This window comes from Sideroxyarcus emersonii, from assembly GCF_021654335.1.
Lineage (GTDB): Bacteria > Pseudomonadota > Gammaproteobacteria > Burkholderiales > Gallionellaceae > Sideroxyarcus > Sideroxyarcus emersonii.
Map to the genome: position 1 here is coordinate 1308996 of NZ_AP023423.1, position 25361 is coordinate 1334356.

The window sequence follows — 25361 nt, forward strand, 5'->3', positions numbered from 1 at the left end:
GAGTAATAGCAGCGTGAAATATAGCACAGGGACGGGGTTTCTGGCCGGGTTGCAGCCCCGTCATGCCCGTTCGCGCACCAGCACTTTCACGCCCGGCGCCCACGCATCCGTCGGTTTCTTCTTGAAAGTCACCAGCGTCAGCATGGATGGGTCGTACACGCTGACGTTGTGGGTGACCGGCGTGGTGAGCAGGTATTGCGCGCGGGTGGCCTTGAGGAATTTGGCCACGCGCTCGATGTTGACGATATCGAGGTGGGCGAAGGGTTCGTCGATGAAGACGAAGCCGCCGGGGCGCGATTCTTCCATCATCAGCGCCACCAGCAGGATCAGCGACTTCATCACCTGCTGGCCGCCGGAGGCATCGCCGTCGTTCATCCCCATGAAACCCTTGTCGTCGAAGTTGAAGCGCACCGCCAGGCCGGCCTGCGCCAGCGACAGGTCGTCGTTTTCCAGTGCCACCGGCTCGTTATCCACCTTGATGCCGGCCAGGTCGCCCAGCACCTTGAGGTTTTTCACATAGCGGCCGACGGTGTGGCGCAGCACGGCGATGTACTGCTCGCGTGCGGCCTCGGTCTGGTGGCGCGCCGTCTCGTTGTCACGGCGGCGCGAGGCGAGGTCGCTTTCCATGCGCCGGTAGTCGTCCTTGATCTTGTCGCGCAGCGCCACCACGGTGTCGTCGGTCTCCCAGGATTCTTCCTTGAAGCGGTATTCGATCTCCTCCAGGCGGCGGTCGATGTTGGTGGTGTCGCGGTACTTGTCGGCGATCTGGCGGTTGGCCTCCGCATCGCACCAGCCTGCAGGGAACTGCCTGCGGTTGGCTCGCAGCGTCTGCAGGCGGCGGATCTGCTCCTCGCGCGCGGTGCGGTTCTCCTTGCCGGCGATCTCTTTTTCCAGGTTCTGCAAGGCGAACTCGATCTTCTGCCGGGTCACGAAGGCCGAATTGACGGCCTTGTCGGCCTGTTCGCGTTCCTGCTGCGCCTGCAGCACCGTGTTGTCGCGGCGGCGCAGCACCAGTGCGTCATATTGCTGGCGTGCGTCGGCGAACTCGGCGGCGCGGGCCGCCAATTGGGCGGCGGCGCTGACGCCGGCCAGTTGCGCCTGCTGGTTGCGGATGCGGGCGGTCAGGTCGGCCAGTTGCTGGCGCAGCGGGGTGAGCGCCTTGTCGATGCTGCCGCGCTGTTCGCGCAGCGCCTCCAGTCGCGCCTTGCCGAAGCGCGCCTGTTCGGGGGCGGCGTAGCGGCCGCCGCGCCGTTCGCGCAGGTAGCCCTGGCGGGTGATCCAGTCTTCGCCGCGCGGCAGCTTGGCCCCGGCGGCGGCGTCCTCCACGCGGCGGGTGCGTTCCAGCGTGCGCAGCAGCCATTCCGGCACCGGCTTGGCGAAGTGCACCACTTCCAGCAGCGAGCCCTTGGGCGCGAGTCCGGCGGCAACGCAGTCCGGCACGATGAAGTGGCGGTAGCGCAGCTTCTCGCCCAGCGCCATCGCCGCTTCGGTGTCCTTCTCCTTGCCCAGCAGCACCAGGTGCGCGAACGGCGCGAGCACGGCTTCCACCGCCGATTGCCAACTTGGGTCGGCGATCTCCACCACGTCGGCGAGCAGGTCGTGCGCGATGCCGGCCTGGCTCAGCGCCTGGCGGAAGGCGGCGACATCGTGCGGATCGGCACGGCGTCCGGCGGCGAGGTTCTCCAGCATCTCGTCGAGCTGGCGCTGCTTCTGTTCCAGTTCGGCGATGCGCACCAGCAGTCCAGCGCGCTCGCCTTCCAGTTGCTCGATCTCGCGCGCATCGGCGACCTTGCCGCCTTCGCTGGCCTGTGCCTGTTGCAGCAATTGATCGTGCTGGTTGACGATGGTCCTGAGTTCGCCGATCTGTTCGCTCAGCACGTTCAGCGCCTCAGTCTGCACGCGCTCGTTCTCCTGCGCCGCCTGGCTGCGCAGTTGCGCGGTTTCCAGTGCCTGTTGCTGCACCTGCAATTCCAGTTGCAGCATCTCGCGCTCGGCGCGCTTGGCGCGCCATTCGCGGCGTTGCGAAAGCAGGGTGCGGCGTGCGTTGTCGGCCTCGTTCTGCAACAGGTAGTGCTTCAGCCGGGGGCGCATCTCCGACACCAGCGACACGCGCTCCTGGTTCAGGCGATGCCATTCCAGGTAGCGGTTCACCTTCTGCTCGTGCTTCTCCAGATTGTTGCCGAGCGCTTCGAGCTGGTTCTGCGTCGCATCCAGTTCACGCGCGGTGTGTTCCTGGTGGTGGCGCGCTTCTTCGTAACGTTCCAGCACTTCCTTGTCGCCGAATACCTGGAACACCAGGTCGAGCAGGTCCTTGTGCGACAGCTCGCACAGCTTGTCGGTCTGCCCCTGTTCCAGCGACAGCACGCGGGCGATGGCGGGGGAGAGGCCCGCGCTGTGCAGGATGCGCTGGTAGTCGCGCACACCGAATTCCTCGCCTTTGGCTTCGATTTCCTGCAGGCTCACTTCGCCATCGGCGATCCAGTATTTGCGCGACCAGTCGCCGCCTTTCTTGTCGATGCGACAGGCCAGCGTGATCTTGTCCTGCTGGTAGGGCAGGCGGAACGGGCGGTAGCTCGCGCCAGGCGGGCATTGGTTGTCCACCACGCCGCGCAGCCAGCAGAAATCCTCGCCGTTGCGGCGCACATAGCGCTTGTAATCGCGCTTCTTCGAGCACTCCAGCGCCAGCAACGTGCGCATGGCGTCGAGCAGCGTGGTCTTGCCCGAACCATTGGGGCCGGAGATGGTGATGATGGGCGCATCCAGCGGCAGTTTGAAATTGCGCCAGTAGTCCCAGTGGACTGTCTCCAGTTCCATCAACCTAAACATCAGGATCCCTCCACGTTATGCAACTCCTCAAGCGTCACATCGCGCAGGATGCCGCGCTGCTTCAACAGATCGGACAGTGCACCTTGCAGGATGCGCGGTGCCATTTCGGCGTAGTCGAAGGCCAGGTCGAGCAGCGGGCCTTCGTGGATCACCTTGTTCTTGCGTTCGATGAAGCCGAGGCGCGAAAGCTGCGGCAGCGCGAACTGTTGCAGGCGCGCCTTGCCGCCGAGCAGCTTGCCGTAGTCTTCCAGCAGCACGTTCTCGGCGATGCCGCGCGAAGCCTCGTGCGCCAGCGGGGTGAGCTTCACGGTCTCGAACATTTCGGTCTGTTCTTCCTTCTGCGCGGTCTCGCCGGACAACTGGCGTTCGCGCTTGGGCAGGATGATCAGCGCCCACAAGATCACCAGCAAAGCCACGGCATCCTTGGGCAGGCCGAGATTGCTGGACTGCCAGGCATCGTTCTGCTCGAACACCGCGCTCTCGCATTCGCGCGTGAGCGCCACCCCGACGTGGGCGGAAAAGGGGTGGGCCAGCAGGCGCAGGCCGCTGGCGGCCAGGCGCTGTTCCACTTCGTCGCGGAATCCGGCATCCACCAGCAGGCGGCGCACTTCCTTGTCTTCGCGCGGCAGGTAGCGTAGCGCCAGCAGGCGTGCGATCAGGCGGGCGGCAGGGTCCTGGGTCATGTGTTCTTCTCCTGTTGCGGTTCGATGTGGCCGCCGCTCATCGCGGCGATCTCATCGCGTCCTATGGTCTGCAATTCGAGGCTCTCGTCCCAGCGCACGCGCAGCGGCAGTTCGGCCAATGGTGCCAGCTCCGGATCGACGTTCCGTTCGCCGAGGAAAGACAGCAGCGACAGTCGGTACGAGGCATCGCTGAAGTTGCCGCCGACAATCCCGTCAGCCAGATTCATCGGCGCTTCCAGACCGGCCAGCAGGCGCACCAGCGCGGCCAGTTGATAGGGCGGTTCGAGCGCGATGTCGTCCACGTATTCGACTTTGGCGGGCGCGGGCATGGCGGAGACATGGCGGTTGGGCTGTTCGCGCGCGACGAACTCCTCGGTGTTGTCCACCATCACATCGGGCAGGATGAAAGTGCATTCCGGCGTGAGGGCGAGTTGCCCGGCGGCAAGCTCGACCAGGTCATCCACGCTGCGCTGCTTGAGCCACCCCGCCAGTTCGGATGAACTGAGGCCGCCGTGCGACAAGTGCACCTGTTGACGGCCGATTTCCGCCAGCTCGCGCTGGAATACCGAGGACATGCGCATCAGTCTGGATTGACGCTGCCCGATCTGCTGCGACAGTTTCCAGGTCGAGTCATCCAGCCCGTCGGTGGCGAGGTCGCGCATGACCTGGTTGGCCTTGTCCATCCATTTCTGCACTGCTTCCAGCCTGGTTTGCGCTTCGCGCAGCCTGAATTCGGAGCCCGAGGTGACGGCCTGCGAGAATTCTTCTTCCAGCTCGGCCAGGCGGGCCAGCAAGTGCGCCAGCGCTTCCGGCGACAGCTTGCCCACGGCCGCGCCTGCAGCAATCTGCGCGGCGAGGAACTCGCCGTCCTGTTCGGTGTTGAAATTCAACAGGCTGGATAATGCCGACAGCATCATGCGTCCGGCGGAGGAAAGGCGATACAGGTGACGCTCGTTGTCCCACAACAGCAGCTCGTGTTCGCGCAGGCGGCCGAGCACGGTGTTGAGCTTGGAAGAGTTGATGAAGGCGAAGTGGCTCTGCAATTCGCGCGGCGACCACTCCGGTGCTTCGGCGCGCAGACCGATCTCGCGCAGTACCATCAGGCGCACCATCACCTCGTCGTCACCGCCGCGGAACAGCGCGATCATCGCGCCGATCAGCGGCTTGGCCGCAAACAGCGGGAAGAATTGCGGCACATCGGCGGGCTCGACGCCCGCGACGAAGAACTCGGCGAGGCCGTTGTCTTCCGGCACGGACATCGGTTACACGCCCTGTTTCAGGCTGGCTTCGATGAAGGGGTCGAGGTCGCCGTCGAGCACTTTCTGTGTGTTGGAGATCTCGACGTTGGTGCGCAGGTCCTTGATGCGCGACTGGTCGAGCACATAGGAGCGGATCTGGTGGCCCCAGCCGACGTCCGTCTTGGAGGCTTCCAGCTTGTCGGCCTCGGACTGGCGCTTGCGCAGTTCCAGTTCGTACAGGCGCGACTTCAGCATGGACATCGCCTCGGCCTTGTTGCGGTGCTGCGAGCGGTCGTTCTGGCATTGCACGACGATGCCGGTCGGGATGTGGGTGATGCGAATCGCCGAATCGGTCTTGTTGATGTGCTGGCCTCCCGCACCGGACGCACGGAAAGTATCGATGCGCAGGTCGGCCGGGTTGATGTCCACCTCGATGGAGTCGTCCACTTCGGGCGAAACGAACAGGCTGGCGAAGGAGGTGTGGCGACCGCCCGAGGAATCGAAGGGCGACTTGCGCACCAGGCGGTGCACGCCGGTTTCGGTGCGCAGGTGGCCGTAGGCATATTCGCCTTCGACTTTCAGCGAGGCGCTGCGGATGCCGGCGACGTCGCCGTCGGTCTGTTCCAGCACCTCGACCTTGAAGCCCTTGCGCTCGCAGTACTTGAGGTATTGACGCAGCAGCATCGATGCCCAGTCGCAAGCTTCGGTGCCGCCGGCGCCCGCCTGGATGTCGATGAAGCAGTTGTTCGGGTCGGCCGGGTTGGAGAACATGCGGCGGAATTCGAGCGCGGCGACGCGCTTCTCGATGTCCTGCACGTCAGAGACGATGCTGTTCAGGCTGTCGTCGTCGTTCTCGGCCTGCGCCATCTCGAACAGTTCGGCAGCGTCGTCCAGGTCCTGGCTGATCTGGGTCAGGCCGAGCACCACGTCTTCCAGCGACTTGCGTTCGCGGCCCAATTCCTGGGCGCGCTTCGCATCGTTCCAGATGGTCGGGTCTTCGGCGAGTTGATTGACTTCGGCTAAGCGTTCCTGCTTGCTGTCGAAGTCAAAGATACCTCCGTAACTCGTTGCTGCGACTGCGCAAATCTTGCAGGGAGTGGGAGAGGGCGTTGAGTTGTTCGGCTTCCATTTTTGTATGTTTGATCGCTGCTTTAAAAGGCCGCGATTATACACGTCTTGAACGTATCGAAGGAGCCGGGCGGTTACCTGAACAGCAGGCCGAACAGCACGCCGCAGGCGATGGCGGCGAAGCCGATGGCGACTTGTTTTGCCAATGTCCGGTCGCCGATAAAGACGACCATGCCGAACTTGAAGGCGGTATTGGACAGGAAGGCGATGGCGATCGCGGTGACTGTCTGTTGTTCGCTCAGCTGGCCGAGATTGAACAGGCGCAGGCTGGACAGCGTGATGGCGTCGACATCGGTCAGGCCGGACACCAGTGCCACGGCGTACAGGCCCTGGCTGCCGGCCAGGTCGGCCATCCAGGCCGAGCCCAGCAGTACCGCGACATACAGCAGGCCGAAGCCAATGGCCGAGTGCAGCTCCGCCGGGTTCGAGGTTTCCGGGATATAGAGCTCGGTCACCTTGCTGGCCTTGTGCCAGGTATAGAGGGAGACAACCACTCCGGCGATCAATCCGCCGGCGAACAGCGGCGCCAGGCCCGGCAGGGTGCCGTATGCCACGACCGAGCTGACGACCAGCAGGCGCAGCAAAACCACTACGCTGGCGATCACGATCACCGCGGCAGCGATGTTGGTCATCGCCTGGTTGGCTTTGCCGTGCTTGGCATAGATCATGGTGGTGGCGGTACTCGATACCAGGCCGCCGAGAAAACCCAGCAACGGCGCACCGTATCGTGTTCCCACCATATGCAGCGCGGCATAGCCGGCGAGGCTGATGCCGGAGATGAGCACCACCATCAACCAGGCCTGGTGCGGGTTGAATGCGTTATAAGGACCGTAGTCCTGGTTCGGGAGGATGGGCAGCACAATGAAGGTGAGCACCGAGAATTGCAGTACGGCAACCAGGTCGCGGCGGGTCAGCCGCTGCGTAAACCCGCGCAACTCCGGCTTGAAATAGAGCAGGGTGGTAATGCCGATCGCCAGCATCACGGCGAGTGTGGAAAGTCCGAACCAGATCAGCACGCCCAGGCCATAACTCAGCAGCAGGGCGACCACGGTGGTGGTGCCGGGGTCGTTCTCTTCGGTAGGGGTATTGATGTAGGCGGCGACGATCATGCCTGCCACGGCGAGCAAACCCGCGATCACCAGCCAGGGCGAACCGAGCTTGGTGGAGAGCATGGCCAGCAGGGTGCCCAGCACCGCGACCAGGGCAAAGGTGCGCAGCCCTGCTTTTGCGGACGGGGTGCGCTCGCGTTCCAGTCCGATGAGCAGGCCGATGGCCAGGCTGGTCAGGAACTGCGGCAATGCCTCAATGCCGTTGTTCTGCAATAAAACCGATTCCACGCTCTCAATCTCCTGTCCAGTGGCGCACGATCAGCTGCAACGTCTCGCTGCCATTGTATTCATTGATGCTCAAACTATACACCGCATGGATAGTGTCCGGCGCCGGCTCTGCCGAAAAGAAGCGGATGGCATCGAAACTTCCGGCAGGAGACGACAGTTTGAGCTTCAGGTGTTTCTCGCCGACCACGCGCTGCGCCTGCACGCGGAAGTCGCCTTCGAACAGCGGCTCGGGAAAGCCTTGCCCCCATACCTGCCGTTGCAGGTCGCGTGCGATGCTTAAAGAAAATTCCATTGCATCGAGTGTCCCGTCGGTGGCAATGGTCTTGACCAACGCCTCTGCGTCGAGCAGTTCGCGTGCAACAGCTTCGAAAGCGGACCGGAAGTCGTGCAGGCTGTCTTCATGGATACTCAATCCCGCTGCCATGGCATGGCCGCCGAATTTCAGGATCAGATGCGGATGGCGTTTGGATACCAGGTCGAGCGCATCGCGCAGGTGCAGCCCGGCGATGCTGCGGCCGGAGCCTTTGAGTTCGCCGGTCTGGGCGCGGGCGAAGGCAATCACCGGGCGGTGGAACTTGTCCTTCAGCCGAGAGGCCAGGATGCCGATCACGCCCTGGTGCCATTCCTCGTTGAACAGCGAGAGCGAATAGCCATCGGCCGGGTCGAATGAGTCGAGCGTGGCCAGTGCGCTGTCCTGCATGTCCGCCTCGATGCTGCGCCGTTCCTGGTTCAGCGCATCCAGTTTTGCGGCAATTTCGCCGGCTTCGGCGGTATCGTCCGTCAGCAGGCAGCGGATGCCCAGGCTCATGTCTTCCAGGCGTCCGGCCGCATTCAGGCGCGGTCCGACGATGAAGCCCAGTTCATAGGCCGATGCCTGCATGGCGGGCCTGCGTGCCACGCGCAGCAAGGCCTGAATCCCGGCACAACTGCGTCCGGCGCGGATACGCTGCAGGCCCTGCTGTACCAGGATGCGGTTGTTGTCGTCCAGCCTGACCACGTCTGCGACCGTTCCCAGCGCGACCAGATCGAGCAGGGTACCCAGATTCGGTTCGGTCTTGCCGGCGAACATGCCGCGCTTGCGCATTTCGGCCCGTAACGCCATCAATACATAGAACATTACTCCCACGCCTGCCAGATGCTTGCTGGGGAAGGCGCAGCCCGGCTGGTTGGGATTCACGATGCACCATGCATTCGGCAGCGTATCGCCGGGCAGGTGATGGTCGGTCACCAGCACCTGCATGCCCAGTCGGGCGGCCTCGGCCACGCCGTCCACGCTGGCGATACCGTTGTCCACGGTGAGCAGGATGTCAGGTTCCGAGCGCTTGGCCAGGCGTACGATCTCCGGCGTCAGGCCGTAGCCGTATTCGAAACGGTTGGGCACGATGAAGTCCACCCTGGCGCCGAGTGCACCCAGGCCGCGCATGGCAACGGCACAGGCCGTGGCGCCGTCGGCATCGTAGTCGGCGACGATCAGTATCTTTTTCTGTGCAGCGATGGCATTGGCCAGCAGTTCGGCCATGGTTTCCGCATTTTTCAGCAGAGTGAACGGCAGCAGGCGCTTGATGTCGGTATCCAGCTGCGCCGCTTCACCGATGCCGCGTGCCGCATAGATGCGTGCCAGCAAAGGAGGGATGCCGGTTCCGGCCAGTTGTGTTGCGATGTCTGCGGGGTAGCTGCGTTGGGCGATCTTGCTCATCGGGAGGGGGCGTCGGGTTTTGTCACAGTTTAGCAGAGGGGTAATCGTCTTTTGATGCCAGTTCGGGTAGAATGCCGCCCACTTTAAAAACGGCGCAGGCATATTGTGGCATTGATAGTTCAGAAATACGGCGGCACTTCTGTCGGAAGTCCGGAGCGCATCAAGAATGTCGCTCAACGCGTGGCAAAATACAAGGCACAGGGACATCAGGTTGTGGTCGTGGTTTCCGCGATGAGCGGTGAGACCAATCGCCTGATCCATCTGGCCCATGAGATCCAGAAACACCCCGATCCGCGCGAGCTGGATGTGGTTATTTCCACCGGCGAGCAGGTGACCATCGGCCTGTTGGCGATGGCGTTGAAAGATATCGGGCTGGAAGCCAAGAGCTACACCGGCGCACAGGTCAAGATCCTGACCGACAGCTCCTTTACCAAGGCGCGCATCCTCAGCATCGACGAGCAGAACATCCGCACCGACCTGGCCAATGGCAATGTGGTCGTGGTGGCCGGTTTCCAGGGCATGGACGAGGCGGGTAACATCACCACGCTGGGACGCGGCGGTTCGGACACCACCGGCGTCGCCATCGCGGCCGCGCTGCGCGCCGACGAGTGCCAGATCTATACGGATGTCGATGGCGTCTATACCACCGACCCGCGCATGGTGCCCGAAGCGCGCCGCCTGAAGAGCATCACTTTCGAAGAGATGCTGGAAATGGCGAGCCTGGGTTCCAAGGTGCTGCAGATCCGCTCGGTCGAGTTCGCCGGCAAATACAAAGTCAAATTGCGTGTGCTCTCCAGCTTTGCGGAGGAGGGCGAAGGTACGCTGATCACGTTCGAGGAAGGCAATAAAATGGAACAGGCAATCATTTCAGGCATCGCGTTCAACCGCGACGAGGCAAAGATCACCGTGCGCGGCGTACCGGACAAACCCGGCATCGCCTACCAGATCCTTGGCCCGGTCAGCGAGGCGAACATCGACGTGGACATGATCATCCAGAACGTCGGCGTGGACGGTTCCACCGATTTCTCCTTTACGGTGCACCGCAACGAGTTCAACAAGGCGATGGACATCCTCAAGAACAAGGTGCAGCCGCATATCGGCGCACGCGATGTCATCGGCGACAACAAGACCGCCAAGGTCTCCGTGGTCGGCGTCGGCATGCGTTCGCACGTGGGCATCGCCAGCAAGATGTTCCGTACCCTAGCGGAAGAAGGCATTAATATCCAGATGATTTCCACCTCCGAAATCAAGATTTCCGTGGTCATCGACGAAAAATATCTGGAACTGGCCGTGCGAGTGCTGCACAAAGCCTTCAACCTGGATCAGGAAGACGCATAAATCGTTTGACCGCCTAGCCTCTAATCAGTATCATTCGCGGCCTTCGGAGAGGTGGCCGAGAGGTCGAAGGCACTCCCCTGCTAAGGGAGCATACGAGACTAAAACTTGTATCGAGGGTTCGAATCCCTCCCTCTCCGCCACATAGCAACAAATACGCGCCCGTAGCTCAGCTGGATAGAGTACTTGGCTACGAACCAAGGGGTCAGGAGTTCGAATCTCTTCGGGCGCGCCAATCAAGGTTAAAAGTGGGCACCTGATTCAGGGTGCCCATTTTTATTTTCTGCATCGTTTCTGCCAGCGCCGCATAGCTGCCCTTGATGGTGGTGGTCTTGTCCTGCACCACAATCTCATCCACCAGGATATTCAGGTAGCTCTTGGCCAACGGGGAATCTGTGGCAAGCAGCTTTCCCCGTAAAACCTTGCCAAACAGATCAACTTGGCTGGCCTTTAGGTATTCATCCGTGATGCTGTTTAACGCCTCCACCAGCTCATCAATTTGTGCAACTACGTCATGATCGGCCATGCCTTGGCGCGTCTATGTGCCGATTGCATTCAGATGTTCTACAACTCGAAACGGCGTCATGGGTACAATAACCCCCCCGTCTTCAGTTGAGTTCGAGAGGCGGTATTTCGAGAAGCTGGAAGTAGCTGGCGAATCCGGGGCGATCATCGCAACCACATACCAGAGCGGAGAGATCGGTGTTAACGAAAAATCATTTCAAATGTGATGGCGCATGTGCGGATTCCACTGAATTCTCTTTCGTCATGGCATTTCAACCTGTTGTAGATATTCCCTTGCGCCGTGTCTATGCATACGAGGCGCTGGTTCGCGGAGCCGAGGGGCAGTCTGCGGCTTCCGTCCTGGCTCAAGTCACTGAGGAAAATCGATACGCATTCGATCAAGCATGTCGGGTCAAAGCTATCGAAACCGCAGCTCGATTGGGACTTGATCGGCGCTTGAATATCAACTTCATGCCTAATGCCGTCTATCATCCGGAGGCTTGCCTAAGGCTGACTTTGAAGGCAGCACAGGAACACGAATTCCCGCTCGATCTGATTACTTTTGAATTTACCGAGGATGAGCAAATCATGGATCGCGCTCATCTAACCGGGATCGTTCAAACATACAAGGCGCATGGCTTTCAGACCGCTTTGGACGATTTCGGCGCGGGTTATGCCGGGCTGTCGCTTCTTTCCGATTTTCAACCGGACACAATCAAAATCGACAGATGCCTGGTTGCAAACGTTGATACCGAGAAGCCCAGGCAAGCAATCATCGAAGGTTTGTTGAGAACGGCCGAGATTTTGGGGATATCTGTCGTTGCGGAAGGTGTTGAGCGGCAAAAGGAGTTGAAGACATTGCTGGGAATGGGCATTCAGCGATTTCAAGGTTTCCTTTTTGCAAAGCCAGCAATTGAAAGGCTGATTCCAGACAGCGAGATCAATTGGGACGTGATTTGATCCAAAGCCGATTTGCACATGCAACGGCAGGTCGGGTGGAGTAGAGCCACCGTTTCCCGGTATCCGGATTATCTCTTCGGGCGTACTGGCCACATATATAAATTGGCACCTGATTCAAATGGCCCATTTTTCTGCATCGTTCCACCTAAGCCGCATGGCTGCCCCTGATGGTGCCGGCTCCGCTTGCTTCATGTCAGCGGAATTCTGATACGAATCTTTATTCTTGTATTTCTATTTATCCCGATATACATTTCGCATCCAAGCGAAATATTATTGATGTGCGGATATCAAAAAAACCATTGTATGAGCATGGCAAAAAAGGCATCTCCCGAACTCGACGACATCATCAAGGCGCTGGCTCATCCGGTGCGCCGGGAAATACTCGGGTGGCTCAAGACGCCCCAGAAATCTTTCCCGACTCAAATCCACTCCTTCGAGCTGGGAGTGTGTGCCGGCAAGATTTTTGAAAAGGCGAACCTTTCGCAATCGACGGTTTCTGCGCACCTGGCTACCTTGCAGCGTGCAGGCCTGATTACGCCGCAAAAGGTCGGACAATGGATTTTCTATTCGCGCAATGAGCCCTTGATCGAAAAATTCCTTGAGCGGATCAGGGCTGACCTTTGAACACCATCCAACACCTGAGGAGAACATGTTGAGCAAGCTGATGACCCCCATTCAAGTCGGAGACCTGAATCTTCCCAATCGCATCGTGATGGCTCCGCTGACCAGATGCCGTGCAAGCGAAGGCAGAGTGCCCAATGGATTGATGGCCGAATATTATGCGCAACGCGCCGGGGCGGGATTGATCCTGAGCGAGGCGACTTCCGTTTCCCCCCTGGGCGTGGGTTATCCGGACACCCCGGGAGTATGGTCGGACGAGCAGGTGCAAGGCTGGAAGCTGGTGACCAAGGCGGTGCACGAGGCTGGAGGGCGCATCTTTATGCAGCTCTGGCATGTCGGACGCATTTCCCATCCCGATTTCCTGAACGGCGAACTGCCTGTTGCGCCCAGCGCAATTGCACCACAAGGTCATGTCAGCCTGTTGCGGCCGCAACGCGAATACGTGATGCCGCGCGCTCTGGCAACCTCCGAAATCCCGTCCATTGTCGAGGCCTATCGCAAGGGTGCCGAGAATGCGCAGCGGGCTGGCTTCGATGGCGTCGAAATTCATGGTGCCAATGGCTATCTGCTCGATCAGTTTCTGCAAGACAGCACCAACAAGCGCACTGATGCCTACGGTGGTCCGATCGAGAATCGTGCCAGGTTGATGCTGGAAGTGGCAGATGCGGTGATTTCGGTTTGGGGAGCGGGCCGGGTTGGCATGCACTTGGCCCCGAGAGGGGATGCGCACACCATGGGGGACTCCAATCCGCTGGCGACTTTCGGATATGTGGCTGAACAATTGGGCAGCCGTGGAATCGCATTCATATTCACCCGTGAGTCGTTGGGCGAGAACCGCATCAGCCCGCAGTTGAAGAAACGTTTCCGGGGAGTCCTCATTGCCAATGAAGGTTTCAACCGCGAGACCGCAGAGCAGGTGATCGAGGCGGGAGAGGCGGATGCTGTCTCCTTTGGCAAGGATTTCATTTCCAATCCGGATTTGCCGCGGCGCCTGCAATTGCACAAACCGCTCAACCCATTCCATCCCGAGACCTTCTATGGATATGGCCTGCAGGACCCGCGGGTGGGTTATACCGACTATCCGGCCATGGAGGTCGAGACCGCGTAGTTCACGGCCGGATTAAGGCTCGACCATGCCGGTTTCGAAATGGCGTTGCAATCGGGCCAGCCGGGTGCTGGCAACTGGATCAACAGGAGGATCATCATGGCAGCGGAATATTCGCGTATCGCCATTGTCACCGGAGCGACTTCGGGTATCGGGGAGGCGACGGCAAGAAGATTTGTGGCGAATGGCTATGGCGTGGTCGGCAATGGCCGCAATGCGGCAAAACTGGATGCGCTCGAACAGGAGCTGGGCAGCGCATTTGCCGGGGTCGCAGGGGATGCGGCTGACGGCGCGGTGATTGAGCGGCTTTTCGTCGCGGCCACCGAAAGATTCGGGAAGACGGCGGATATCGTGGTTGTCAACGCCGGGCGCGGCCTGGGAGGTTCCGTCAAGGATGCCGATCTGGCCAGATTCGAGGAGGTGCTCAAGCTCAACGTGACAGCAGCTCTGGAGCTGTTGCAAAAGGCGGCACAGAGAATGCTGCCAGAGCAGCAGGCGAACTATCCGAAGCGGGCGGCCGATATCGTGATCATCGGTTCGGTGGTCGGCAGGCACATCTCGCCGTTCAGTGCGGTTTATGGTGCCACCAAATTCGCGGTGCATGCGCTGGCCGAAGGACTGCGTCGGGAAGTGGGGCCCAAAGGCATTCGCGTATCGCTGGTCGAACCCGGCATCGTGATCAGCGGGTTTCAGGATGCCGCCGGTTACGGCGAAGATCTTGTACACACCTTCGACGAGAGATTCGGGCCATTGCTGCAGGGGAGCGATGTGGCGAATGCGATCCATTTCATCGTCACCCAGCCACCGCATGTGCATATCAGCGACATCATGGTCAGGCCGACGCGGCAGGATTATCCCTGAGTGCAGGGAGGCCGACGGAAGGGCTGCAGCATGCAGGAGAGGTTTCGTGGATGAGCGGTGTCGCATTTGATCGGAGGAGGTAATCATGAGGATAGGATTCATCGGCTTGGGCCGTATGGGAACGGGCATGGCATCGAGGCTTTGCCAGGCCGGGCATGAGGTCATCGTATACAACCGCTCTGCACAACGCATGCAGCCGCTGCTCGATCTCGGAGCCAGGGCTGCCATGACCATCGGAGAGGCTTGTGCCGCCGATGTGGTATTCACCATGCTGGCTGACGACAAGGCACTGGAAGAAGTGGCGATGGGGGCGGCGGGCATGATCGAGCATCTCGCAGCGGATGCCGTCCATGTCTCGTGCAGCACGGTCAGCGTCGCGCTGTCGGCCAGACTGGCGCATGCGCATGGCCAGAAGCGGCAGGGTTTTGTTGCTGCGCCTGTGTTCGGTCGCCCGGATGCTGCAGCATCCGGCAAGCTCTTCATGGTGGCGGCAGGCAAGCGGGAATTCGTGGACAAGGTCATGCCCCTGTTCGAAATTCTGGGGCAACGTACTTTCGTGGTATCCGATGCGCCGGAAAAAGCGAATCTGGTGAAGCTGAGCGGAAATTTCATGATCGCCACAGTGATCGAATCGCTGGGGGAGGCGATGTCGCTGGTGGAGAAGGGCGGGGTGGATCGACACCAGTATCTGGAGTTGTTGACCTCCACGCTGTTTAACGTGCCGATATACAAGAATTATGGCGGCATGATTGCCGATCGAAACTTCGAGCCGGCCGGCTTCGCGGCGCACCTTGGCCAGAAGGATATGCGGCTGGTGCTGTCTGCCGCAGAAGAGCTGAAGGTACCGTTGCCTTTCGCCAACATCCTGCGCGACCGTTTCCTCAATCTTGCTGCCCATGGCGGCGAGAACCTGGATTGGTCGGCAATCGGCAGCCTGGCATCGAAGGATAGCGCCGTAGAGGCTTGAGAGATGTGCAACAAAATCGAAGGGAAATTCCAGTGAGCGAACAGCAGAATCGGATCAAGGTACTTGGCGCCGGCATCTTCAGCCTGATCCTCGTACTCGGTATCGCCCGTTTCGCCTATACGCCGCTCTTGCCGCTGATGCAGCACCAGGCTGGCCTGGGTGTCGCCGCAGCCGGCTGGCTGGCGGCCATCAATTATGCCGGCTATCTCAGCGGCGCCCTGATTGCCACCCTGATCAGCGACATGGTGCTGAAGGATCGCCTGTATCGTATCGGCATGATCCTGGCCATCGTCAGCACTGCCATGATGGGGCTGACCACCGATTTCACCGTCTGGGCCGTGTCGCGTTTCGTCGCGGGGCTGAGCAGTGCTGCCGGATTGTTGCTAGGCAGCGGCTTGATCCTCAACTGGTTGATTCGACATAACCACCGCAGCGAACTGGGCATCCACTTTTCCGGCATCGGTCTGGGGATTGCCAGTGCTGCGGCTGCAGTGTCATTGATGAACCACTGGCTGAACTGGAGCGAACAATGGTTTGCGCTCACCGCCCTGGGGTGTCTGCTGCTTGTACCGGCCCTGCGCTGGCTGCCGCCGCCCGATCGGAGTGCGGTGACCAGGACCGGGAAAAAGATGGAAGATGCGCCGCCCAGCGCGGCCTTCATGCGCCTTTTTACCGCCGCATATTTTTGTGCGGGAGTCGGTTATGTGGTCAGCGCGACTTTCATTGTTGCAATTATCGACCATATTCCGGGGCTTGCCGGCAAAGGCGGTCTGGTGTTCCTGGTCATCGGGCTGGCTGCCGCGCCATCGTGCATTGCCTGGGACTTGATCGCCCGGCGCATCGGGAAACTCAATGCGCTGATTGCAGCCGCCGTGCTGCAGATCATCGGCATCATGCTCCCGGTCGTGGCTGAAGGGCTGCTGGCATCGCTCATCGGTGCATTGCTGTTCGGCGGCACGGTCATGGGCATCGTGAGCCTCGTGCTGACCATGGCCGGACAGTATTATCCAACCCGGCCAGCCAAGATGATGGGCAAGATGACCCTGTCCTACGGTACAGCGCAGATCATTGCCCCGGCCTTTACCGGATGGCTTGCCACCCGTTTTGGCGGCTATGCAGCAGGGCTGTATCTGGCGGGCGGGATAATGGTTGCGGGCACCTTGCTGCTTTTGATGCTCAAGGCGGTGGAAAAACGCGAAGTGGCCCGAAATTCGGCGTTGCCGGCCTGATGTTCTTGTACTTATTCCCATGCGGCACTTCCATCATCCGCGACTTGGTATGATAGCGGCCGGGAGAAAAAAATCATAATCGCCAGAAGAGTTATTGAGTGTTCTTGACGAACTGGATAATCTGAAAAGCATGGGCGATGTCGAATTGACGGCCACACGTGCGAATACCGCAGATCATGACGAAAGCAGAATCGCAACTGAAGCGTTATCAGGCGTTGATGAACAATGCGCTGGATGGCATTCATGTTCTGGACATGCAGGGCAACATCATAGAGGCCAATCAATCCTTCTGTGACATGCTGGGATATACCGCAGCAGAAGCGGCCAAGCTGAACATCGCCGACTGGAATTCCCAATGGTCCAGGGATGAGCTATTGCAACGGCTCAGGAATTTCGTAGGCAAAAGCGCGAGATTCGAAACGATCCACCGTCGCAAGGACGGCACGCTGATCAACGTGGAAGTCAGTACGGTCGGTGTCGAGATCGACGGGCAGACTTTGTTTTTCGCCTCAAGTCGCGATATCACCGCACGCAAGGAAGCCGAAAAATCGTTGCAGGATAACGAAAGGCGCTTGCGAAGCATCATTGATACCGAGCCGGAATGCATAAAGGTTGTCGATGCCCAGGGACAGTTGGTGGAAATGAATGCTGCCGGTCTGGCCATGCTGGAAGCCGACTCTCTCGCTGAGGTCCAGCAAAAGAACCTGTTGAGTTATATCCATCCGGATGATCGGACAGCTTTCATGAGGCTGCATCGTAAAGTCATGGGCGGCGAAAGCGGGATGCTCGAGTTCAGGGCAACAGGATTGAAGGGGGCTTCCAGATATCTGGAAACCCATGCGACACCGTTGCGCGACCAGGACGGCCAGATCACCTCCTTGCTGGGCATCACAAGAGACATCACCGACCGCAAGGTGGCAGACGAAAAACTGCAAAAAATCCAGACCAACCTGGCTGCAGCCCAGGAACTGGCGCATATCGGCTCATGGGAATGGGATGTACGAAACAACATCGCTTTATGGTCGGATGAGACGTACCGGATATTCGGCATCGACCGGGATGCGTTGAGCGAACATCGGAAGAACTTCCTCGATTTGATCCATCCGGAAGATCGCCAGAGGGTAGATCAGGCTTTGAGCGATGCCTTGAACGGCGTAAGGCAATACGATGTCGATTACCGGATCTGCCGGACAGATGACGGGCTCAGGATCATTCATGCTTTGGCGGAAGTCATGCGGGATGAGGAAGGCAAACCCGTTGCAATGCGCGGCACTGTCCAGGATATCACCGAGCGCAAGGAAGTCGAACAGAAGGTTCAGTTCCTCACCCAGATATACGCTGCCTTGTCCCAAACCAACCAGGCATTGATCGAAAGCAAGGACGAGGCGACCCTGTTTGGCTGGATATGCCGGATCGTGGTGGAATTCGGTGGTCTGGAGCTGGCCTGGATAGGGGTCAATGAGGAAGAGAGTGGCAGGATCAGGCCGGTATCGGCTTACGGCCGTCATACGGATTATCTCGACAATATCGTTATTTCTTCGCGGGAAGATGAGCCCTCTGGACGAGGTCCGACGGGTACCGCATTCAGGGAGAAACGCTCCATCTTCATCCAGAATCAAAAGACGGATCCGATGTTGGCCAATTGGCGTGCGCTGACCCTCAAATATGGCTGGGGTTCGTCAGGGACTGTACCTATCCTCCGCGGGGGGGAGCCCTATGCGGTCCTGGCTTTTTATCATAGTGGAGAAGGGGTCTTCACTGGAGAGATCATCGGCTTGCTCAATGAAATGGCCAAGAATATCGGTCGCGGGCTGGACCGTTTCGACCTTGAGCAGGAAAAGCTGAAAGCCCAGGAGTCGATGCAATTGGCCGCGACGATCTACCGGACGAGCGTCGAAGCCATCATGGTGACGGACCAGAACAACCGCATCGTAGAGATCAATCCGGCGTTCACCACCATTACCGGATATACCCTGGAAGAGGTGATCGGCAAGGATCCCAAGATATTGCAATCCGGCAAGCACAACAAGCAGTTCTATCAGGAGATGTGGCAGTCGATCCTGAGCACCGGGCATTGGCGGGGCGAGATATGGGATCGCCACAAGAATGGCGGATTGCATGCCAAACTGATCAACATCAGCTTGATCCGCCATCCGGACGGCAGCATCTATCGTTTTGTGGCGCAGTTCTCCGACATCACCGACAAGAAGCAGAAAGAGGAACTGATCTGGAAACAGGCCAACTTCGACTCGCTGACCAAACTGCCTAACCGGCATATGTTCCGTAACCAGCTGGAGCAGGAGCTGCTCAAATCGCAACGCAGCGGAACGCCGGTGGCGCTGCTGTTCATCGACCTGGATCGTTTCAAGGAGATCAACGATGCCCTGGGGCATGCCAAGGGTGACCTGCTGTTGATGGAAGCTGCCCACCGCATCAAGATGAATGTGCGCATCCCCGATATGGTGGCCCGGCTGGGGGGCGACGAGTTCACCGTGATCTTGCCGGAATTCGGCGAGCGGCTCCATCTTGAACGGATCGTGCAGGATCTGATCAATGAACTGATCAGGCCTTTCGACCTGGGCGAAGGACACATGGGCTTCATTTCGGCCAGCATCGGCATCACCATCTATCCGGACGATGCGGAGGACATAGGAGGGCTGCTGAAGCACGCCGATCAGGCGATGTACGCGGCCAAGGCGGAGGGGCGCAACCGTTTCAGCTACTTTACCCAGTCCATGCAGCAGGAAGCAAAAGAGAAACTGGCCCTGACCAACGATCTGCGGCAGGCATTGGCCCGCAACGAGTTGCATGTCTACTATCAGCCCATACTGGAACTGCAGAGCGGCCAGGTCACCAAGGCCGAAGCCTTGCTGCGCTGGAAGCATCCCGTACGCGGCATGGTCAGCCCGGCCACCTTTATTCCATTGGCCGAGGAGGCGGGGCTCATCCACGATATCGGCGATTGGGTGTTCCAGGAAGCGGTCGCGCGCGTGGCCGATTGGCAGCAACGATTCGGACGCCTCATCCAGGTCAGTGTGAACAAATCCCCAATACAATTCGAACAGCCAGAAAAATACATCTGGCAGGAACAGATGAAAAAACTGGGCGTTCCCGGGAACGGGATTACCGTGGAAATCACCGAGGGGCTGTTGCTCAAGGAGTCGAGCAAGGCCAAGGAACGCCTGCTGGAATTCAGGAACAGCGGCATCGAGGTATCGATCGACGATTTCGGAACCGGTTTCTCTTCTTTGTCCTATCTCAAGCAGTTCGACATCGACTACCTCAAGATCGACCGTTCCTTCGTCAAGGACCTGGAAAAGAACGAGGACGACAAGGCCCTGACCGAGGCGATCATCGTGATGGCGCACAAGCTGGGGATCAGGACCATTGCAGAAGGCGTGGAGACCGAGCAGCAGCGGGACTTGCTCAAGTCGTTCGGGTGCGACTATGTGCAGGGTTTCCTGTATTCGCCGGCAGTGCCCGCCGCGGAATTCGAAAAGATGGTTGCACGCAGGACGATAGGCTGACTCTGCTTTCATGACCAGCTACAGCATGAATGAAACGGCCTACTGGATACTGCGAAGCGGAAGCCAGCTTCTTACGATCAATGGTACCGGTGAGATATGTCTGCGTGGACGTGCGTCGGACTTCGGGAGTCCTCCCGATGCATTGGCGGTCGGCGAATGGCTGGGGCTTCCTTGTTATGCAGCCGAACTGGACCGGCTGCCTGACGGCCTTGCTGGAGAATTGATGCCATTGCGCAGCTTGTTCAATACGGCGGGAGCAGAGGTAATCTCCCTTGCCAGGCGCGCTGTGCTGCTGCTGGATTGGCAGAAAAACCATCGCTATTGCGGCCGATGTGGCTCGCCGACCTCCAGAAGGCAGGAGGAGTTTTCCATGGCTTGCCCGGCTTGCGGCCTGGTGGCTTATCCAAGGATCTCTCCTGCGGTCATGGTGCTGATCGTTCGCGGCAGCGAACTGTTGCTGGCCAGGAGCCCGCGTTTCAAACCGGGCGTGTACAGTGCGCTGGCCGGTTTCGTCGAAGCCGGCGAAACATTGGAGCAGTGTGCGATACGGGAAGTCCGCGAAGAGGTGGGGCTTGAAATAAGCAATCTCCGTTATTTCAGGAGCCAATCCTGGCCATTTCCGGATTCCCTGATGGTGGCATTCTTCGCCGACTATGCCGGTGGGGCGATCACACCGGAAGCATCGGAGATCGAAGATGCCGGATGGTTCTTGCACAGTGCACTGCCGCCATTGCCGGAACCGGTCAGTCTTGCCCGCCAGCTGATCGATGCAGCCTGTTCCAGGCTGGATGGTGGAGGGGGTGGCTGATACTGAAAAATCGGGAGCAACAAACTGGATCTGCCGCACAGGCAAGATCGTTGCGGAAAGGCTCCGGGCAACATCTGTCAGAACAATAATAATTTTCGTCTACCATCAAGCAGGCCATGCGCAGATTTTGGACATCAGCATGGAATTGTTCCGGGATAATGACGAACAGGGGGACATCGTGGGATATGCCGATACAGCCATGTATCACGGCTGAACAGGATGATCGAAATGGCAACTGTACTCATAAGTGATCGGCAATTTTTTCGATATGAAGACGAAGGTACGACAGGGATTCTTTTCCATTTCCATTTTATTTTTGGCCGCAAAGGGAGTCTGGGCGGCCGACTCAGCAAGTGACCAGGACTTTCTCCAGGAATTTCCGGTGGTATTAAGCGCCTCGCACCTGTCGCAGCCGCTATCCGAGGCGCCCAATGCGATGACCGTGATCGATCGCAAGATGATTGCGGCATCGGGGTTCCGTTCGCTTCCCGACGTATTCAAGCTGGTGCCGGGCATGTACGTCAGTTATTACGCCGGCTCGCAGGCGGTTGTGTCCTATCATGGCGCATTGAGCCAGGATGCGCCCGGCATGCAGGTGCTGATAGACGGGCGCAGCGTATATCTGCCGCCGTTCAACACCGTGGATTGGGCACTGTTGCCGATCACGCTGGACGATATCGAACGCATCGAGGTGATACGCGGTCCGGCTGCAGCCTCGTATGGCGAGAATTCGGTGCATGGCGTGATCAACATCATCACCCGCGATGCCGGTGCAGTAGAGGGCTTGAGCATCTCCAACACCCGGGGAAACAAGGGGATCAACGATGCGGCGGCGCATTTCGGCAAGCACGGTGAGAATCTGGACTACCGGGTGACACTCGCTTATACGGCCGATAACGGTTACGACAACCTGACCTCGCCGCCCAACAACATCACCATCACCCAGGCGCAGGGCAACGGGTTGCTCAACAACACCAACGACAGCAATCAGGCGCGGCTGATGAATTATCGCGCCACTTACCATCCGAACGCGGTGGACGATATCGATGTCCAGTTCGGTTTCAGCCACGACGTGATGGGCGTGGGGTTCTGGGACAGCACGCTCGACAAGCCGCACGACATGTCGGGATACTCCAATACCGAACAGATCGAATGGTTGCACCGGAACGACAATACCTCGGAAACGAGTCTGCGTTTCTATCATATCCAGCACAGTACAAACGAGAATTACCAGCTGGGTGTCCCGGCCTACACGGTCGCCACGTCGATGAACACCGGCCGCGACGAGATCGAGTTCCAGCACACGTTGCGGACTTCGGACATGAACCGGCTGGTGTATGGAGCCGGTTATCGCCAGGACAGGGTCGATGGAAATTCATACTATCCGCTGGTTGCCCCATCCGTTTTTCCGGCCTCGTTCACGCTCCACGAGTCGCGCGTGTTTGCCAGCGACGAGTGGCGCTATAACGAAAAGCTGATCTTCAACACGGGAGGCATGCTGGAAAACGATGCCATGGGCAACAGGGAGTTCTCGCCGCGCGTTTCCCTGAATTACCATGTACTGCCGCAACAGACTGTGCGGATCGGGGCGTCGGTCGCGCATCGAACCCCTTCGCTGGGAGAGCTTTATGCCAGCCAGGCCAACCAGTACCAATTGGGTTACAAGTATGAGCCCAGTCCCTATATCACTTCCGCCGGGCTGACGCCGGAAAAGATGCTGTCGCGCGAGATAGGATATCTTGCCGAATTGCGCGACATGAATACTTCCATCGACCTGCGGCTCTTCAGCGACCAGATGAGCAACATGATCTATCCGCTGCCCAATTCCGCCCTATGGGGGAACGGCATGACCGCGAACTACAGGGGGGCGGAAACGACCATCAAGTATGCCTTCGGCGATATCAGCGATCTGACCTTCAACTACACCTCGGAGAACGTCGACAGCAACAGCGCTGCCTTGTCGATGGGCCAGTTGACCCCGCTGGCCACCAGCCTGCCCAGGAATATCGTCAGCATGCTGTATTCGCAGCGACTGCCGAACGATGCCTCATTCAGTGCCGCCTATTATTTCCAGACTTCCATGCAGGGATTCGATCGCGGCCCCATCGATTTCCAGCCGCAGCACCGCCGCGTCGATATGCGGCTTGCCCAGCCATTCAGGGGTGTCGGAGGCATGAGCGGAGATGTGGCGCTGGTGGTGCAGAACCTGTTCAGCAACAATTACACCGAGTACATCGCCACAGCCTTGTTCGATCGTCGCGCATTCGTCACGCTGACCCTGCATTGGCAATAGCGTGGCGACTGGCGTATATCCCGGCTGGGGCAGGCGGCGGCATGCTGCCGCGCGTCAGAACCAGATTTCCGGATAGCGCCTCGATGCCGGCAGGTTATTGAACAGGAGTGCTACCGCAAGCAGGATCAGCGGGCCGATGGTTGCCGGCATCAGCACATACAGGAAGCCCAGTTTGTGTATTGCCGCCGAACCAGTCACTGCAATAAGGGCGGTAGCGCCGCCGGGCGGATGCAGTGTCCGGGTCAGGTGCATGAGGGCGATTGCAGTGGCAACCGCAACCGATTCGGCGAGCCAGGGATACTGATGTAACAGTTTCCAGCACACGACACCGACGACTGCGGAGAGCATATGACCGCCCACCAGGTTGCGCGGCTGCGCCAAAGGGCTGCGTACGGCACCGTAAACCAGCACGGCTGAAGCGCCAAAGGAGCCGATCATGAGCGACAGGTCGGTTCCCTCAAAGAAGAAATGATCGACCCATGCGACTGCAGCAATGCCCAGGAATGCGCCGATCCACGACAGGACGACTTCCTCGTTGTTGACACGCGGGGGACTTCCGCGTGTCGTGCCGCTCATCTTGCCGAAGTATTCCCGAATCTTCATCGCAGGGCTTCCATGTCATAGGCTTTCAGGAAGTCCTTGCGCAATAACAAACCGAGCAATTTGCCGCCACCATCGACGACAGGTAGGCTGCGACCTTCATGCAGGTGGAATGCATGGATTATTTCCCCGATGCCAGCCTCTTGCCTGACGGTGATGGCCGGTGCGGTCATCGCCTTGTGCACCGGTGTTTCATGGCAGCGATGCTGGAATTCGAACGAGTCATCCAGCATGTGCAGGAGCAACTCAAGAAAGGTGCCGACCTGCAGTCGCCGCAGGAAGTCGTTCTCGGTCAGTATCCCGATCACGGCACCATCCGCATCCACCACAGGGAGCGCTTTGTAGCCTGAGCGGACGAGGGCTTTTGCTGCTTCGTCGAGATACATGTCCGGATGCAAAGGCAGGACATTGGTGCGCATGAGATTTTCCGCCCGGAGGTTGCCGAAGAGGCGTCCTACTGCATGGTGGTGGGCCAGATGGTAGATGGTGCGGAAATCTTCGGTCGAAATGTCCAGATACCCCGGAATATGCTGCATCGCATCCAGGATATCGCCATCGGTCAATTCCATCTCGGGTACTTCATTGCTGGACTGGGCCGGCTTGTCGGTGGTAGCGGTCGTCTCTTTCATGGCGAATTGCTGGAAAGTGGGTGAAGGATTCAAGTCCATGGATTCATGATACACGGGCAAGACAAAGGCGTGGCGATCCTTGCCTTTGATGATGATATGCGATGGCTACAGCAGAGGCTAGCCGGTACTCCATGCTCTGGGGCGTTTCATGCCTGCAATCTTGCAAGCCTGTTTGACGTACCCATACGGGAACAGCTCGAATATCCTGTTTCGCGATTCCGCCCCCAGTCGCTCTGCCAGATGTTTCATGACGTGGCGAACATCCGGTGCGACCTGGTGTTCGGCATAGTATTGCCGCATGAACCGGATCGCATCCCAATGATCTTCGGTCAGATCGATATTCTCGATATTGGCGAATTCCCTGGCGACTTCCTCGTTCCAGTCCATCGGGTCGACCAGATATCCCTCTTCATCAATTCCTTGTCTTTGCATGGCAAGCTCCATGTATTCAAAACAATATTGATATGCAAGAACATCTGCAGTGGGATATATTGTATATGATTAATATCATCATGTGATATTAAAAATTTGCAATCAACTGATCAATGGATGCCATGGCCAGAGAGACCCTGAAAAAAAACGAATTCGAGGCGCTTTCCGATTTCCGCTATCAATTGCGCTGTTTCATCCGCTTCAGCGAGGAACTGACGCATCAATATGGCATCACCAATCTTCAGTATCTCTTGCTGCTGCATGTCAAGGGTTATAAGGGCCGGGAATGGGCAACGATAGGCGAGCTTGCGGAACGACTGCAGGCCCATCACAACGGTGTGGTTTCTCTTGCCACGCGTTGCGAGAAACTCGGGCTGATATATCGGAAGCGCGGCAGCATTGACAAACGGGCAGTCGAGATTCATCTCACGCCGGAAGGCAATAAATTGGTTAAGGTCATTGCGAACCTGCATCGCAACGAATTGCTCAAATTGCAAGGCATCTTCAAAATCCCCGGAGCAGGGGAACTGGGCGCCGACCAGGCATGAAAGTGGGGCGGTCATCCCACATTCCCCAAAGATG

At 58.8% G+C, this 25361-nt stretch carries 22 protein-coding genes and 2 tRNA genes; 14 read left to right on the forward strand and 10 right to left on the reverse strand.

Features of this window, described 5'->3' with window-relative positions; translation table 11 throughout:
• Positions 1-60: 60 nt before the first annotated feature.
• From L6418_RS06330 to recJ, 6 genes are all read right to left on the reverse strand, one after another.
• Positions 61-2826, reverse strand: coding sequence for an AAA family ATPase (locus L6418_RS06330; RefSeq protein ID WP_237248628.1), 2766 nt, complete (start codon positions 2824-2826; stop codon positions 61-63).
• A complete protein-coding gene (locus tag L6418_RS06335; RefSeq protein WP_237248629.1) occupies positions 2826-3509 on the reverse strand; it encodes a hypothetical protein in 684 nt (227 codons plus the stop codon). The genes L6418_RS06330 and L6418_RS06335 overlap by 1 nt, the downstream gene beginning before the upstream one ends.
• On the reverse strand, positions 3506-4768 hold the full coding sequence (locus tag L6418_RS06340; protein ID WP_237248630.1) for a hypothetical protein: 1263 nt from the start codon (positions 4766-4768) through the stop codon (positions 3506-3508). The genes L6418_RS06335 and L6418_RS06340 overlap by 4 nt, the downstream gene beginning before the upstream one ends.
• A 3-nt stretch (positions 4769-4771) precedes the next feature.
• Positions 4772-5876, reverse strand: a protein-coding gene (gene prfB / locus L6418_RS06345; RefSeq protein ID WP_237248631.1) for a peptide chain release factor 2 whose coding sequence is annotated in 2 segments (ribosomal slippage) — positions 4772-5794 and positions 5796-5876 — 1104 coding nt in all. Because the reading frame shifts where the segments join, the coding sequence is not laid out codon by codon here.
• A 73-nt stretch (positions 5877-5949) separates the two neighbouring features.
• Positions 5950-7212 (reverse strand): MgtC/SapB family protein, encoded by a 1263-nt coding sequence (locus L6418_RS06350; RefSeq protein WP_237248632.1) that lies wholly within the window; start codon positions 7210-7212, stop codon positions 5950-5952.
• Positions 7213-7216: 4 nt separating this feature from the next.
• On the reverse strand, positions 7217-8908 hold the full coding sequence (recJ, locus tag L6418_RS06355; protein ID WP_237248633.1) for a single-stranded-DNA-specific exonuclease RecJ: 1692 nt from the start codon (positions 8906-8908) through the stop codon (positions 7217-7219).
• Positions 8909-9013: 105 nt separating this feature from the next.
• Here recJ and L6418_RS06360 point away from each other — a divergent pair, with 105 nt between their 5' ends.
• The 3 genes from L6418_RS06360 to L6418_RS06370 all read left to right on the forward strand — a co-directional run bounded on the left by L6418_RS06360 (position 9014) and on the right by L6418_RS06370 (position 10478).
• On the forward strand, positions 9014-10246 hold the full coding sequence (locus L6418_RS06360; protein ID WP_237248634.1) for an aspartate kinase: 1233 nt from the start codon (positions 9014-9016) through the stop codon (positions 10244-10246).
• 45 nt (positions 10247-10291) lie between these two features.
• Positions 10292-10386, forward strand: a tRNA-Ser gene (locus L6418_RS06365).
• 15 nt (positions 10387-10401) lie between these two features.
• Positions 10402-10478: transfer RNA gene (locus L6418_RS06370), tRNA-Arg, on the forward strand.
• Here the strand turns inward: L6418_RS06370 and L6418_RS06375 are convergent.
• Positions 10449-10769: a hypothetical protein gene (locus tag L6418_RS06375; RefSeq protein ID WP_237248635.1), complete on the reverse strand. Its 321-nt coding sequence runs from the start codon at positions 10767-10769 to the stop codon at positions 10449-10451. The genes L6418_RS06370 and L6418_RS06375 overlap by 30 nt on opposite strands.
• A 176-nt stretch (positions 10770-10945) precedes the next feature.
• On the opposite strand from L6418_RS06375, the gene L6418_RS06380 reads away from it, so the two are divergent.
• The 10 genes from L6418_RS06380 (at position 10946) to L6418_RS06425 (ending at position 23118) form a co-directional block, all read left to right on the forward strand.
• On the forward strand, positions 10946-11707 hold the full coding sequence (locus tag L6418_RS06380; protein WP_237248636.1) for an EAL domain-containing protein: 762 nt from the start codon (positions 10946-10948) through the stop codon (positions 11705-11707).
• A gap of 309 nt (positions 11708-12016) precedes the next feature.
• Positions 12017-12331, forward strand: coding sequence for a helix-turn-helix transcriptional regulator (locus L6418_RS06385; RefSeq protein WP_237248637.1), 315 nt, complete (start codon positions 12017-12019; stop codon positions 12329-12331).
• A 40-nt stretch (positions 12332-12371) separates the two neighbouring features.
• Entirely contained in the window at positions 12372-13436 is a 1065-nt protein-coding gene (locus L6418_RS06390) for an alkene reductase (RefSeq protein WP_237248638.1), read from the forward strand.
• A gap of 96 nt (positions 13437-13532) precedes the next feature.
• Positions 13533-14294 (forward strand): SDR family oxidoreductase, encoded by a 762-nt coding sequence (locus L6418_RS06395; protein WP_237248639.1) that lies wholly within the window; start codon positions 13533-13535, stop codon positions 14292-14294.
• Positions 14295-14379: 85 nt separating this feature from the next.
• On the forward strand, positions 14380-15261 hold the full coding sequence (locus L6418_RS06400) for an NAD(P)-dependent oxidoreductase (RefSeq protein ID WP_237248640.1): 882 nt from the start codon (positions 14380-14382) through the stop codon (positions 15259-15261).
• Positions 15262-15293: 32 nt separating this feature from the next.
• Positions 15294-16490 carry a YbfB/YjiJ family MFS transporter gene (locus L6418_RS06405; RefSeq protein ID WP_237248641.1) on the forward strand — a complete coding sequence of 399 codons (1197 nt, stop codon included), beginning with the start codon at positions 15294-15296 and terminating at the stop codon, positions 16488-16490.
• A gap of 176 nt (positions 16491-16666) precedes the next feature.
• Complete coding sequence (locus L6418_RS06410) at positions 16667-20017, forward strand: EAL domain-containing protein (RefSeq protein ID WP_237248642.1); 3351 nt, start codon at positions 16667-16669, stop codon at positions 20015-20017.
• 10 nt (positions 20018-20027) lie between these two features.
• Complete coding sequence (gene nudC / locus L6418_RS06415; protein WP_269807836.1) at positions 20028-20825, forward strand: NAD(+) diphosphatase; 798 nt, start codon at positions 20028-20030, stop codon at positions 20823-20825.
• The gene (locus tag L6418_RS06420; protein ID WP_237248643.1) at positions 20818-21039 is read left to right on the forward strand and encodes a hypothetical protein; all 222 of its coding nucleotides are present in this window, start codon (positions 20818-20820) and stop codon (positions 21037-21039) included. Before nudC ends, L6418_RS06420 begins: the two co-directional genes overlap by 8 nt.
• Before the next feature lie 168 nt (positions 21040-21207).
• A complete protein-coding gene (locus L6418_RS06425; protein ID WP_237248644.1) occupies positions 21208-23118 on the forward strand; it encodes a TonB-dependent siderophore receptor in 1911 nt (636 codons plus the stop codon).
• Between the two features lie 54 nt (positions 23119-23172).
• On the opposite strand, the gene L6418_RS06430 is transcribed toward L6418_RS06425, so the two are convergent.
• From L6418_RS06430 to L6418_RS06440, 3 genes are all read right to left on the reverse strand, one after another.
• Entirely contained in the window at positions 23173-23721 is a 549-nt protein-coding gene (locus L6418_RS06430) for an HPP family protein (RefSeq protein ID WP_237248645.1), read from the reverse strand.
• Complete coding sequence (locus L6418_RS06435) at positions 23718-24347, reverse strand: HPP family protein (protein WP_237248646.1); 630 nt, start codon at positions 24345-24347, stop codon at positions 23718-23720. Before L6418_RS06435 ends, L6418_RS06430 begins: the two co-directional genes overlap by 4 nt.
• A gap of 117 nt (positions 24348-24464) precedes the next feature.
• Complete coding sequence (locus tag L6418_RS06440; protein WP_237248647.1) at positions 24465-24779, reverse strand: TusE/DsrC/DsvC family sulfur relay protein; 315 nt, start codon at positions 24777-24779, stop codon at positions 24465-24467.
• A gap of 113 nt (positions 24780-24892) precedes the next feature.
• Here L6418_RS06440 and L6418_RS06445 point away from each other — a divergent pair, with 113 nt between their 5' ends.
• Positions 24893-25327, forward strand: a complete 435-nt coding sequence (locus tag L6418_RS06445; RefSeq protein WP_237248648.1) for a MarR family winged helix-turn-helix transcriptional regulator — start codon at positions 24893-24895, stop codon at positions 25325-25327.
• Positions 25328-25361: the final 34 nt, after the last annotated feature.